Here is a 13,978-nt window from a genome sequence, read left to right as displayed (position 1 = left end):
AATGGAACGACCTGTCATTGAATTCCGGAATGTGGAGATGGCCTTCGGGCCCAAGGTGATCCTGGACCGGGTGAATTTTTCCGTGGCCAAAGGGGAGACCCTGGCGGTAATCGGTCCCTCCGGTACCGGCAAAAGCACTGTGCTGAAGCTGCTGATCGGCCTTTTGAAGCCCCAGGGGGGCCAGGTGCTGATCCAGGGCCAGCCGGTGGAAAAATATACGGAAGACCAGTGGAACCAGCTGCGCCAGCACATGGGCATGGTGTTCCAGTATTCCGCCCTGTTCGATTTCCTGGATGTGGGAGAAAACGTGGCCTTCGGCCTGCGTCAGCACACCAGCATGTCGGAAGAAGCCATCCAGAAGCGGGTCAGGGACCTGCTGGAAGCGGTGGGCCTTGCCGGCAACGAGCATGTGTACCCGGCCCAATTGTCCGGGGGCATGCAGAAACGGGTGGGCCTGGCCCGGGCGTTGGCTCTCCAGCCGGACATTATCCTGTACGATGAACCTACTGCCGGGCTGGACCCCATTATGGCCACCAACATCAGTCAGCTGATTCTGGATACCAAGAAAAAACTGGGCATCACCGGGGTACTGGTGACCCACGACATGGCTTCCGCCTTCCTTTGTGCGGACCGGATCCTTATGCTCAGCCATGGGCACATCGTCTTTTCCGGCACGGTGGACGAAGCCAGACATACCCGGGAACCCCTGGTGCGGGCGTTCCTGCGCAGTGATATTTTGGAAGACAAGGAGTAAGATCATGAAAGCAGATGAAGTCAAAGTCGGTGCCGTCACCCTGGGGGGCATCGTGATCCTGGCCCTGATGCTCACCTTCCTGGGGGTGTTCAGTTTTGCCGGCCGGACCTACAAACTTAATGTAATGTTCGACGATGTAAACGGCCTGAAAGTGGGCAATGAAGTCCGGTTCGCCGGGGTCCCGGTAGGGAAGGTGGATGACATCATCGTGGACGGGTCCAAGGTGAAAGTGGTCATGAAGATGGACGAAAAACAGAAGATTCCCCGTAACTCCCAGTTCAGCATCGGTATGGACGGGGTCATGGGCACCAAATTCGTCACCATCGCTCCTCCCAAAATCGCCACCGGCCTGGTGTTCAAGGCAGGGGAAACCATTACCGGCCAGCAGGCAGGGGGCATCGACAAACTGATGGATTCCTCCGGCCGGGTGCTGGACAAGCTGGAAGTGGTGGTGGATGCCTTCAGCAATGTGTTCGGAGACAAGAACGTGCAGAAATCCATGCGGGAAGGCTTTGTCCAGACCGGGGAAGTGGCCAAGAACATGAACGACTTCACCAAGGCCCTGGCCACCATGGCCCAGCAGAACCAGGGTGATATCCGCACCATGGTGGGCCAGATGAAGGAAATGTCCGTCCATATGAACAGCATTATGGACAAGGCGGATGCTGATGGAGCCACCGGTCAGAACGTGGCAGCCATGGCAGCCAATATGGCGGATGCCAGCAAGAAGATCCAGAACACGGCGGAGGCCCTGCAGAATGTGGTCACCGACCCTCAGACTCAGCAGGACCTGAAGGAGACCATCCACCATGCCAAATCCACCACTGTGAAGGCGGACAAGATCCTGGGAGTGGTCACCGATGCCCAGGTCCAGGCGGATGTGCTGTACAATGACAAAAAAGGCAAATGGCGGACGGACATGGGAGTGAAGCTGCCCCTGAAGGAAGATACCTATGCCTATCTGGGGGTTTCGGACATCGGGGACCGGGACAAAGTGGACTTCCATTACAACAAAAAGCTGAACAAGTACATCTGGGGCCGGGCCGGTGTTATGGAAGGAGAATTCGGCGTGGGAGCCGACTGGATCCTGTCTCCCAAATTCAAGCTGTTCACCGATTTCTATGATTTCGATGATGCCAAACTGAAAGTGGGGGCGGAATGGGCCTTCAGTCCCAAACTTTCCCTGATCGGAGAGAGCATGGACGTGCTTGATCATGGTTCCGACACCACCTACCTGGGGCTTCGGGCCAGATTCTGACAAAAAGTTTAAAAAGTGTTTGGTTGACTTTACTTTTTCAACTGATTATAATAATAAAAGCTGACTAGGTAGTCAGAAAGTACAGGAGGGTCTGATTGTGAAGCATTTCCATACCAAAAGCATGATTCTGAGCGCTGTCATCCTGAGCGCCCTTTCTATCCATACAGTGGGGGCCGCCACCCCGGAAACCGTAAACCTGGATCTGGGGAAAACTGTCCGCATGGCCCTGGACAACAACTCCAGCGTCAAGATCTCTGCCGCTGAACTGGATGCGGCCAAGGCGGAACTGGACCAGGCCAAGGGGGCCCGGTGGGGGAGCATTGATTTCTCCCATACCAGCGGCCGTACAGAAAAATACCAGTCCAATGTCATCGGCAACAATCATTCCAATCAAGTGAGCATTACGGTGCCCATCTATACCGGAGGCCGTCTGGAAGGGGTCATCGACCAGGCCAAAAAGAACCTGGACTACTACCAGTATGGGATGAGCAGTTCCTACCAGACCACCCGGTACAATGCGGAAAAGGGGTACTATGATGTGCTCCAGGCCGCCAACACCGTGAACCTGGACAAGGAAACCGTGAACCGTCTGGATGAACATCTGAAGAACACCCAGGCCCAGTTTGCCGTAGGGGTAGTGGCCAAAGCCGACGTGCTCCGGTCCCAGGTGGAACTGGTCAACGCCCAGCAGACCTTGACCCAGGCGGAAAACAACTATGAAGTGGCTGTTTCCTCCCTGAACAACGTAATCGGGCTGCCCACTGCCACCCGGCTGAACCTGAGCCAGGGACTGGAATACAAACCCAACGACTACACCCTGGACAACTGCGTAACCTATGCCATGGCCAACCGGCCGGAAATCCACCAGGCGGAAGCCTCCGTGGGTATGGCTCAGGCCGCCCAGAAGATTGCCAACTCCGGCAGCCTGCCTCAGGTAAGCTTGGGAGCTTCCAACGCCTGGAGCAATGATACCTTCCCGGGCCAGAACCGGGACAACTGGACGGTGGGGCTCAACATCACCCAGAACATCTGGGACTACGGGGTCAACGCCGCCAAAGTCCGGGAAGCCAAGGCCAATGTGGTGAAAGCCCAGGAAAGCTACCGGCAGATCAGTGATCAGGTGCGCCTGGCCGTACGGACCAGTTACCTGAGCATGCGGGAAGCGGAAAAACGGATCAAGACCACGGAAGTGGCTGTGGCCCAGGCGGAAGAAGATTACCGTATCGCCCAGCTCCGGTACCGGGCCGGCGTAGGGACCAACACCGACGTAATGGATGCGTCCGTGGCTCTCACCACCGCCAAGAACAACTACATCCAGGCCCTGTATGACTACAATACTTCCACTGCCCTGCTGGAACAGAGCATGGGTGTTCCTGTGGAAAACGAATAAAAGAGCAAAGAAGAGGCTGTTGCGCAGGCAACAGCCCTTTTCTTTTTCCCTCTATACCTGTTATACTTATGTTGTGTATGATAAATTAATTAATTTGCATTTCCCTTGTAAGCGCCGGGCAGCAGCCCGCGCTTTATATCCGCCCTTTTCAAGGGCGGGGGACCATGCGCAGCATGGTGGTGGGTTTCGCGATGAACGACCCACGATTCACGACAATCGATATGGAGGCCCTGATGGGTACCAAAGGTAAAAAACGGCTGGCCGTTCTGGCCGGAGTGCTGGTCCTGCTGTACCTGGTCCTGTGGAAGCTGCTCCTTCCTACAGGGCTGGAGCGGGCCGTCCCTCTGGTGGAAAACGCCGCCGGGGAATACATTAACGGACAACTGCAGATGGAAACCATGGAAGTGAGCCCGGACCTGACCTTCACCGCCCGGAACCTCCAGCTGACCGATGCCGGCGGGAACCTGGTGGCCAAAATCCCGGCCCTGTCCCTCCAGGTGGATCCTTTGAAGTTCCTTTCCGGGAGCAGTTCGGTGGGGATCCTGACCCGGATCACCCTGGATGAGCCGGAATTGTACCTGGTCCAGGACGACAAACAGGAATGGAATGTGGCCCATCTCCTGAAGGAAAGCCAGAGTTCCAGCACCGATTTCAAAGCTCTCATTGCCATCCATAACGGCCGGGTGGAACTTCATCTGCCTTATGGCACCTGGGATGCCAGGGTGGAAGGGACCATCGATCCGGCCCGGAACCCGGACTTTGCCCTGGATCTGACGGTGACCCGGAAAAATCAGTCCATCCATGTAGCCGGTAACCTGGACACGGACCGGCAGGGAACCCTGACCGCCCAGACAGATCTCATGGGACTCCAGGATTTCAGCCCTCTGGCGGAACAGTTCCTGCCGGTGACGGAGCTTACCGGGGCTTTGACGGATGCTTCCATCACCTGGACCAACAACGCGGCAGGCAGCCAGCTTTCCGGCCGGGCCCAGCTGCGCCAGGTGGGGGCCGTCTACAGCTGGAATGGCCATGATCTGGCTCTGGGAGCCGATGGGGGCCTTTCCTTTGATCAGCTGCGGCTGAAGGCCCGGGATCTGGAAGTGACGGTGGACGGGCAGAAAATCCGTGTATCCGGGGGCGTGGATCTGACGGATCTCCAAAATCCCCGGGCGGAAAAACTCCAGGCGGATCTGGACGATTTTGACCTGTCCGCTCTGCCTCTGGATCTGCCTGTAACCGGCACTGTCAGCGGCACTCTGGCTGTGGACGGGACCAAAGAGGATCTTACCGGCAGCGGCACCTTCACCAGTCCGGCCCTGACGTTCCAGGGCTATGAGGCGGACCAGGTGACCCTGCCCTTCTCCTTCCGGGATCACCGGGTGGAAACCGATGGGGCCAAAGCCAGCCTGGGAGGGGGTTCTGTTACGGTCGAAGCCTCCTATGACTGGGAAGCCCAGGAGGGGCAGGCGGCCCTTACGGCAGACCAGGTGGACGCCGGAACCTTTGTACCCCGGTTGGGCAGCCTGATCCTGGACGGCACCCTTTATGCCGCAGGAAAGTATCAGGACGGGACGCTCCAGATGGAAACCCTTTCCAGTGATCTGTCCCTTGCCTGGGGGAACCTGAAGCTCCAGCAGATTGCCCTGGATGGATCCGTGGACGGCAGCAATTTCACCCTCAGCCGGATTTCCGGCTATACGGAAGAAGGGGGCGCCCTGGCCGGCACCGCCAGTCTGAAGGGGGGGCAGCTCCAGGGAGATATCTATATTACCGACCTGCCGGTGGATCCTCTCCTGGCCGCTGTGGGCCAGGAAGGCAAAGGTCTGCTTTCCACCCACCTGCTCCTGTCCGGTACCGCCGACGCACCGGGAGCCTTCGGGGCCTTCTCCTTCCGGGAGGGAGAACTGCTGGGCCAGACCATCCAGGAAGCCCACGGAGCTCTGGAATGGAAGGACCGGAAAGCCAGCTTCCACAAGGTGGAAGTAAACCTGGCCCAGGGCACCCATGCACTGGACGGCAGCGTGGACCTTTCCGGCAGCGAGCCTCAGCTGGACCTGACCCTGGAAACCCGGGGCATCCGGCTGGAGCCCTTCAGCGAAGCTTTCCATTCCCCCTGGCCGGTTACCGGGAATCTGACCAATACCATTGCCGTGAAGGGGCCCCTGTCCAATCCTTCTTTCACCGGCCATGTCCACGCCTGGGACGGGTCCGTAAACAAATTCCTGGTGGACGAAGTGGACGGAGACTACACCTATGACGGGAAGCTCCTTCTTCTGAAAGATTTCCATGTCCAGGCTCTGACCTGCGCTGCCCAGTTCAGCGGCACCGTCAGCCGGGACGGGTTCCTGGATCTGGGGATGGACGCCAAAAACATCAACCTGCTCCGGCTGCCCTGGCTGAAGGACAGTGTGGACCTGGCCGGATTCGTGAACTTCAGCGGCAGCATTACCGGCCACACCAGCCGGCCCCTGTTCCAGGGGGTCCTGTCGTCGGATTCCGTGCTGATCAACGGAGTGGAATTCACCGGGCTGGCCCTGTCCTTCCAGAGCCAGGCCGGCCATGTAAACACCTTCCAGGGAACCTTCCAGCAGAAAACCGGCGGGGACTATGCCCTGAAAGCCAAATTCGACTTTGACCGGAAGCTGTTCCAGTGGACCGTGGACGTAACCAAAGGCAATGTCCGGTCCCTGCTCCAGATGGGGGGCATCAAAGCGGACGTGGACGGCTATCTGTCCGGACGTATTGAAGCCAATCCGGACGGCCCCCGGACTGGCATGACCATCATCGGCAAAGTGGAAGACGGGAAAGTGGCCGGAGTGCCCTTTGCTTCGGCGGATTTCGATATTTACACCCATATGGGTCTGTGGCAGATCCGGAAGCTCCAGGCCCAGGAAAGCGGCGGCGGGCTCCTGGCCGCCCAGGGGAACTTTGACATGCGGAAACGGACTATCGACCTGGAACTGGCCACCAGTGACGCCAATGCCAAGCTGCTCACCGTGGGCATGGACAATCCTCCGGATGTGAACGGAAAACTGAACATTGTGGCCCAGCTGAAAGGGAACCTGGACGATCCCAACGGGAACTTCTCTCTGGAAATGAAGGAGGGAAGCATCAGCGGAGTGGCTTTTGACAATGTGTACGGCATGGTTACCCTCCGGAATGACATGTTCCATCTGGACCAGTTCCTGATCCAACGGGATGTGTACAAGATCAGTGCCTACGGCACTTTCCCCATGGACCTGCTCCGGCCGGTGGCCAAACGGAAGAATCCCCAGTCCCGGATGAACCTGGAAGTCCGTCTGGACAACGGGAACCTGGCCATCCTGCCCACCCTGACCAAATGGGTCCAGTGGGCGGACGGCCCCACCAGCGGCCGGGTGGATATTACCGGTACCCTGGAGGACTACAGCCTGAACGGATCCATTGATCTGGACGGGGGTACCGTAAAGTTCCGGGGCCTGGACAATACTTTCGACAACATGAAGTTCCATGGGGAATTCAGCGGCAAGACCATTACCCTGAAGGAATTCTCCACCACTACCGGGAAAAACGGCAGCATCACCGCATCCGGTTCCTATCTTCTCAATGATGTGTCCGGGAAACCCTACCATCTGAATCTGGCCATCAAGGATGTGGAACTGGTCTCTTCCATGGTGAAGGGGAAACTCAACGGGAACTTCGACCTGGAGCACAAGGAAAACAAACCCTTCCTCAGCGGGAACATCAAACTGGACAAAGGGTATCTGGGGCTGTCCGCCATCCCGGAATTCGGGGAGGGAAATTCGGACATCGGACTGGATATCGACGTGGACCTGGGGAACAATCTCCATTTGTACAATGCAGCCTTTATGGACCTGTGGCTGAAAGGCCAGTTCCACATTATGGGCAGCACGGCCTTCCCCCAGATCAACGGCAGCATCCGGGTGAACCGGGGCAGCCGGCTGAAATATCTGGGCACTCCGTTCAACATCGGGTTCGGGGAAATCTACTGGCCACGTCCCGGGACCTTTGTGCCCAATGTGAACATGTCGGCCTTTACCCGTCTGGGACAGTACAATATCCTGGCCAAGGCCAGCGGGCCGCTCAGCCTGGACAACATTGTGATCAAACTGTCCAGTGATCCGCCCCAGGATGAAAACACCCTGAAGCGGTTCCTGACCCTGAAAACCGACGACGCCAGCCTGGGGGACGATGCCTGGAGAGGTTTGGTGGATGCCGGGCTCCAGATGACCTTCCTGGCGGATGTGGAAGACGCCATCAAGGACGCCCTGGGTCTGGACGAACTGCGGATCTACAGCGGCAATGTCCAGAACCTGGTATCCTTCTCCGCAGATACCAACCGGGCCAACGAAGCCACCGGTCAGGAACGGCGCCAGTACAACGTGCTGCTGAGCCGGTATTTCGGCCGGAAGCTGCTGCTGGGCTATACCACCAGCTTCGACGGAGAAGAACATAACCTGTACGCCGGGTACCGGGTGGCTCCCAAAGTCCATCTGGGTGTATCCATCGATGAAGACAACAACCGGTGGTATGGGGTACAGTATCGGACGAGGTTTTAAAAGAAGGGACTGTTGCCTTTGCAACAGCCTGTGACCGGGGTGTGAATTTATTCACACCCCTTTTTTCACACTCCAGGACTGGAAATATTATCCCATAGAAGGTATAATAAACGGGATATGGTATAATTAATCGTTGATTTTCAAGTAGATACTGACAGCAAAAACCTGTACGGAGGGTACTCTATGAAAAAACATGTAAACTGGCGGCAGCTGTCCGTCGCTGTCCTGGCATCTCTGGCCATGACCACTCCGGTCTATGCCGCAGAAATCACCCACAGCCAGGAAGTGGAACTGGGGCCGCACAAAACGGCCGCCAAAGAAGGACAGGGCATCGGAACCATCGAGGTGGCTCCGGAGAGCCAGACTGCTGCCCAGCCGGCGGGAGCGGCTGCTCCAGCAGCTCCTGCTGGAGAAGAACAGCCCAGATATCGGGAAGTCCGCCGGAACGGTGTCACTTATATCGAAAAGGTCGGCAAGAAGAAACTGGAACAGGAACAGGAAAAGGCCCAGGCTGATGAAGAACAGCTGGAAGCCCGGATGACCCAGCAGAAGGAAATCCAGGAAGCCCAGAACAAGCAGCTGCCGGGCCGGAGCATCCTCCAGCAGTCCGTCCTGTCCGACTATGATATCACCACCCAGGAAAACCAGTATGCCAAAGTGGAAAAGGAATCCCTTCCCTTTATCGGCCAGACAGTGACCAAAGTGACCCTGGAAGGCGCCTCCCATGAGGATCCGGCCAAACTGGCAGACGTGCTGAAGATGCCGGCCGGCACCAAGTTCACCAAGGAAGGGCTCCAGGATGATATCCGGGCTCTCTACGAAACCGGCTGGTTCTACGATATCCGTCCGGTGTTCACCAAAGTCCCGGAAGGGGTCCAGATCAAATACCAGCTGGAAGAAAATCCTGTGCTTACGGACCTGGATATTGAAGGAAACACGGTGATCTCCACCGGGGACATTAAAAAAGAACTGGATCTGCCCATCGGGAAGGTCCTGAACTCCCGGGATGTGAACATCGGCGCCCGGAAGGTGGAAAGCCTTTACAGCCAGCAGGGCTACATCCTGGCCAAAGTGGCCGATGTGCGGATGCAGCCGGACGGACGGCTTATCGTCCAGGTGGCGGAAGGGGTCATCGAAGATTTCCGGGTGAAGGGCAACACCAAGACCAAGGATTACGTGGTTATCCGGGAAATGCGCATGAAGAAGGGCGAACCCTTCAATGCCAAGAAAGCCCGCCGGGCCATGCAGAAGATCTACAACCTGGGCTTCTTTGAAGACGTGAACATCCGTCTGAACCCGGGCCAGATGCCCAACACTGTTTCCGTGGAAGTGTCCGTGGTGGAAACCAGCACCGGTACCTTCGGGATCGGCGCCGGCTACAGTGATGCCGACGGCTTCCTGGGTATGGTCAGCATCGGGGACAAGAACTTCATGGGCACCGGGGACAGTGTCAGCGCCCGTTGGGAATTCGGCGGCGACTCTGAAACCAAGGCCAACTTCGAAGTGTCCTATGTGAAGCCCTGGATCGATGACAAGGAAACTACTGCCGGCTTCACCTTCTACAACATGACCAACGAGTACGTGGACTACAATCGGGACGGGGATGAAATCGCCCGGTACTACAAGAAACGTACCGGTGAGGAACTGTTCTTCAGCCGGGTCACCGACAACGAATTCATCACCAACAGCATCACCCTGAAGAACCGGGACGACAAATACAAGAAACCCGTCAGCGGCTACGGCACTCAGTGGTTCGAAGCCGGACAAAATGGCTATGACTATATCCACGAATATCCTGACGACTTCGATTGGGACAAACACGAACGGATGAAGAAGAACTTCGGGATCACCCGGAGCATCACCTTTGCCCGTACCCTGGATACCCGGGACAACATCTACGATCCCCGGGAAGGGAAACGGACGGCCTATTCCGTGGAAGTGGCCTCCTTCGGCGGGGACTTCAACTTCCAGAAATACCAGGCCGACTACCGGTACTACTACCGGATGGGCAAGGACAATGTGTGGGCTCTCAACCTGGGAGCCGGCTATGCCAACGGGGATATGCCTCTGTCCCAGCGCTTCAGCTTAGGCGGCAGCGACATCCTCCGGGGTTACCGGGATGACCAGTTCAAGGGCAACAGCATGGTGAAGGGATCCCTGGAATTCCGGTATCCCATCATCAAGAAAGTCCAGGGGGTATTCTTTACCGATGCAGGCTACGCCTGGAGCAAGGAATACGACGAATCCAATTACGACCTGGGCAAACTGAAGAACTCTGTGGGTATCGGTCTCCGGATCAATTCCCCGCTGGGTCCCATTAAGCTAGACTATGGCTACCGGCTGGAAAGCAGCGACCGTGGAGGCCGCTTCCACTTCAGCTTTGGCGGTCAGTTCTGATAAACAAATTGCATAACAAGGAAGCAGGGATAGTAAAATGATGGAATTGGCCCACAAGAAAAATGTCAAGGTCATTTCTCTGGCTATTGCGGCCATTATGGTGGTTGGGATCTTCGTCCTGGCCATCCAGGGCAAGAACCTGGGAGGCGGTGACGCCACCATGAATTCGGCCATCGGCAAAGTGAACTACAACCAGGTGATGGCTGCGGCTCCCGGTCTGGCAGATGCCCAGACCCAGCTCCAGCAGGCTGCTGAAGACAGCCGGAAGGAGTTTGAAGAAAAGTCCAAGAACATGAGCGATGCGGACAAACAGAAACTGGCTGCGGAATACCAGAAAAAACTGGAAGACAAGCAGAAGGAACTGATTGAACCGGTCAAGAAAGAAGTGGATGACGCCATTGTGGCCGTAGGCAAGACCAAGGGCCTCACCGTGGTGGTCAACCAGGGTGCTGTGGTCTATGGCGGTCTGGACGTTACGGCGGATGTAACCGCCCAGCTGAAAAAAGCCAAGAAATAATTCCGGGACAGGAGGGGATGGCTCATGGGCAGATGGCTCAGTCTTCTGCTGGCAGGTCTTCTTCTCCTGTCCGGCTGCGGTTTTTCCCGGTGGCAGCTTCCCTTCCGGCAGGACAAGCCACGGTTCGCCGTGGTGGACTGGGACCGGCTGGTGGAACAGCACCCCAAGTACAAGGAATGGCAGCGCCGGAAGGAACAGCTGGAAACCGCCAAATGGCTGCGGGAACGGCAGAAGGAAAACGGCCAGCAGCAGCTGGCTCTCCTGGGACAGATGAAGAAAGTCCGGGAAGCCGGCAAGGGCCAGTTCCAGTCAGCCCAGTGGTCTGCCCAGGTGGCGGAGAAACGGGCCCAGGAACAGGACCTGCTCCGGAAAAAACGGGCAGCCTTGAAAGAGGAAGCGGAAAGCCGGGTGAAGGCGGACCGGGATGCGGTGGAAGAAAAATACCGGATCCCTCTGTTCAACCTGCGGCTGAAGCTGAGCAGCGTGAAAATGAGCGATGAAGCCCAGAAAGCGCTTCTCCAGGAACAGCAGGAACTGTTGGACAAACGCCAGAAGGACCGGGCGGATGTGGAAGCGGAAAAGGAGCAGTGGCTCCAGCAGCAGATGGCTGCGGACGTGGCTGCTTCCCAGGCACGGCTCCAGGCCTTTTCCAAGGAACTGGCCGGTCAGGTGGTCCAGGAACAGACAGGGCTTTCTCTCACCGGGAAAACTCCCCAGAACCAGGAAGGCCAGCCGGAACTGGATAAACTGCTCCAGTCCATGGACAAGGAGATCCAGCAGCAGGAAGACAAGGAAAAACAGATGCGGGAGGAAATCGACAGTGATATCCTCAGCGCCATTAAGAAAGTCAATCTCAGCCGGAAATACACGCTGATTTTCCGGAATCCGAGAGCCAATATCAGCGCCGACGACATCACTGACGAAGTGAACATGGTCGTCCAGCAAATTGTTTACTAAGAGGGATGGAACAACATGAAAAAAGCAATGATTCTCTGTGTAGTGGCAGCAGCCATGCTGTCCTTTGGCTGCGGGCGGAACGCCCAGTTCGGTGTGGTGGACATGAATAAGGTCCAGACGGAAAGCCAGGTGTTCAAGGATGCCACCCAGGACCTCCAGACCAAGGGCAAGGCCATGGAAGAGGAACTGAACCAGGAAACCGCCGGCAAGAGCCAGGAAGAAGCCCAGAAGATTCTGACGGAAAAGAGCCAGAAGATGCACAGCCTCCAGGCAGAAGCCCAGGCCAAGGTGAAAGGCAGTTTTGACGCGGCCGCCGCATCCGTTGCCAAAGAAAAGAACCTGAGCGCCATCCTGGTGAAGGAAGCCGTCCCTCAGGGCGGTGTGGACGTCACCGATGACATCATCAAAGCAATGAAATAAGATTCGATAAGGGCGGACACTGTTCGCCCTTTTTCCCGTACCATCATGAAATGGAAAGGATGCTGGAAATGGAAAAAACCTTACAGGAACTGGCAACATTGTTGAAAGGGGAAATCCTCCAGGGTGACCCCGGAATGGTCCTCAAGGGGGTCAATGGACTGGAAGAAGCCCAGAAGGATCAGATTTCCTTTGCGGTGCCTCCCTATCTGGAAGTGGCCGGACGGTCCCGGGCCGGGGCCATCATGATTCCCCGGGGAGCGGAATTCAGGGGAGAACAGGCTGTACTGGCCGTGGAAAATCCCCGGGCCGCTTTTGCGGTGCTGCTCCAGATGTTCCGTCCCCCGGAAGCGGTGAAAAAGGGCATCAGCCAATACGCCTTCATCCATCCCACGGCCAAAGTGGGGAAGAATGTGGCCATCCTGCCCTTTGCCTATGTGGCGGAAGATGCGGAAATCGGGGACAACACGGTGATCTATCCCCATGTGTACGTGGGACGCCATGCGAAGATCGGTGCTGACTGCACCCTGTATTCCAACGTGACGGTGCGGGAAGACTGTGTGGTGGGGGACCGGGTGATTCTCCAGGCCGGCTGTGTCATCGGCGGAGACGGCTTCGGGTACATCACCGCCAACGGCAAACACACCAAAGTGCTCCAGACCGGGAACGTGGTCCTGGGAGACGATGTGGAAATCGGCTGCAACACCTGCATCGACCGGGCTACCGTGGACAGCACGGTGATCGGCAAAGGCACCAAGATCGACAATCTGGTCCATGTGGGCCATAATGACATCATCGGCGAAAACTGCATCCTGGTGGCCCATGTGGGCATTTCCGGCAGTGTCACTGTTGGGAATAACACCACCTTCGGGGGCCAGGCTGCTACCGCCGGCCATCTGAAAATCGGCAGCAACTGCACCTTTGCCGGCCGTACCGGGATCATCAGCGACGTGCCGGACAATGTGGTGTGGGCCGGCTTCCCTGCCCAGCCCCATGTGGACTGGCTGCGGCAGACCGCCAATGAACGGAAGCTGGGAGCTGCCCTGAAACGGCTCCGTCAGCTGGAAAAAACCGTGGAAGCACTGGAAAAAGGAAAGAAGGAACAACCATGAAGAGACAACTGACCGCTGCCCTGCTGTGTGCCCTGGCGGCGCTGCCTTTTGGGGCTGCAGAAGCCAAAACCACTCCCAGCGGCACCAGCGGCATCATCAATGCCCCTTCCGGCTACGTCCGGATGCCCGGCCATGTTTCCGCCGGTCTGGACTGGACCAAGGAAGGCCGGAATGTACGGGGCAACATCGCCCTGCCTCTGGGCATCGAAGTGGCCGGCAGCCATGTGGATACCAAACATGACGGATCCTACGGCACCGTCAGCGCCAAACTCCAGGTGCTCCGGGAAACCCCGCTGACCCCTGCTATCGCCATTGGCGTGGAGGATATCGGAGACCGGAATGACCGGCGGGGCTATGTGGCTGTCACCAAGGCCCTGGCCGCCGGCTGGAAGATCCACGGCGGGGTGGGCACCGGAGACCAGTACAAACACGGTTTCTACGCTGTGGAAAAAGAAACCAGACTCCTGGGTCTTTCCATGAATCTCATGGGAGAATATGACGGCAGCCATTTCAACTACGGCGCCGGCATCCCGGTGGGGAAATTCATCCAGGCCCAGGTGGGTGTGAGAGACCATCACCTGTACGGAGGGATGGACCTTACCTTTTAAGGAGGATGC

At 57.3% G+C, this 13,978-nt stretch carries 10 protein-coding genes; all 10 read left to right on the top strand.

All coding sequences use genetic code 11. The annotated features are described in order from the left end of the window. Position 1: 1 nt before the first annotated feature. The 10 genes from ACTQY5_RS04830 to ACTQY5_RS04785 all read left to right on the top strand — a co-directional run bounded on the left by ACTQY5_RS04830 (position 2) and on the right by ACTQY5_RS04785 (position 13,969). Positions 2-754: an ABC transporter ATP-binding protein gene (locus tag ACTQY5_RS04830; protein ID WP_022486870.1), complete on the top strand. Its 753-nt coding sequence runs from the start codon at positions 2-4 to the stop codon at positions 752-754. 4 nt (positions 755-758) lie between these two features. Further along, a complete protein-coding gene (locus tag ACTQY5_RS04825; RefSeq protein WP_279127822.1) occupies positions 759-2,012 on the top strand; it encodes an MlaD family protein in 1,254 nt (417 codons plus the stop codon). Positions 2,013-2,109: 97 nt separating this feature from the next. Then, positions 2,110-3,402: a TolC family protein gene (locus ACTQY5_RS04820; protein WP_022486873.1), complete on the top strand. Its 1,293-nt coding sequence runs from the start codon at positions 2,110-2,112 to the stop codon at positions 3,400-3,402. Between the two features lie 233 nt (positions 3,403-3,635). After that, positions 3,636-7,961: a translocation/assembly module TamB domain-containing protein gene (locus tag ACTQY5_RS04815; protein ID WP_441368886.1), complete on the top strand. Its 4,326-nt coding sequence runs from the start codon at positions 3,636-3,638 to the stop codon at positions 7,959-7,961. Between the two features lie 183 nt (positions 7,962-8,144). Continuing rightward, complete coding sequence (locus ACTQY5_RS04810) at positions 8,145-10,358, top strand: BamA/OMP85 family outer membrane protein (protein WP_441368885.1); 2,214 nt, start codon at positions 8,145-8,147, stop codon at positions 10,356-10,358. Between the two features lie 37 nt (positions 10,359-10,395). After that, on the top strand, positions 10,396-10,875 hold the full coding sequence (locus tag ACTQY5_RS04805; RefSeq protein WP_022486876.1) for an OmpH family outer membrane protein: 480 nt from the start codon (positions 10,396-10,398) through the stop codon (positions 10,873-10,875). A 24-nt stretch (positions 10,876-10,899) separates the two neighbouring features. Continuing rightward, the gene (locus ACTQY5_RS04800) at positions 10,900-11,832 is read left to right on the top strand and encodes an outer membrane chaperone Skp (RefSeq protein WP_441368884.1); all 933 of its coding nucleotides are present in this window, start codon (positions 10,900-10,902) and stop codon (positions 11,830-11,832) included. Between the two features lie 15 nt (positions 11,833-11,847). Further along, positions 11,848-12,252: an OmpH family outer membrane protein gene (locus tag ACTQY5_RS04795; RefSeq protein ID WP_012939033.1), complete on the top strand. Its 405-nt coding sequence runs from the start codon at positions 11,848-11,850 to the stop codon at positions 12,250-12,252. A 68-nt stretch (positions 12,253-12,320) separates the two neighbouring features. Continuing rightward, positions 12,321-13,361 (top strand): UDP-3-O-(3-hydroxymyristoyl)glucosamine N-acyltransferase, encoded by a 1,041-nt coding sequence (gene lpxD, locus ACTQY5_RS04790; protein WP_022486878.1) that lies wholly within the window; start codon positions 12,321-12,323, stop codon positions 13,359-13,361. After that, positions 13,358-13,969 (top strand): YjbH domain-containing protein, encoded by a 612-nt coding sequence (locus ACTQY5_RS04785; RefSeq protein ID WP_022486879.1) that lies wholly within the window; start codon positions 13,358-13,360, stop codon positions 13,967-13,969. The genes lpxD and ACTQY5_RS04785 overlap by 4 nt, the downstream gene beginning before the upstream one ends. Positions 13,970-13,978: the final 9 nt, after the last annotated feature.

This window comes from Acidaminococcus sp. HCP3S3_H5, from assembly GCF_052122235.1.
In the GTDB taxonomy this organism is placed as follows: domain Bacteria; phylum Bacillota; class Negativicutes; order Acidaminococcales; family Acidaminococcaceae; genus Acidaminococcus.
This window is presented reverse-complemented; position numbering and strand designations above follow the sequence as displayed.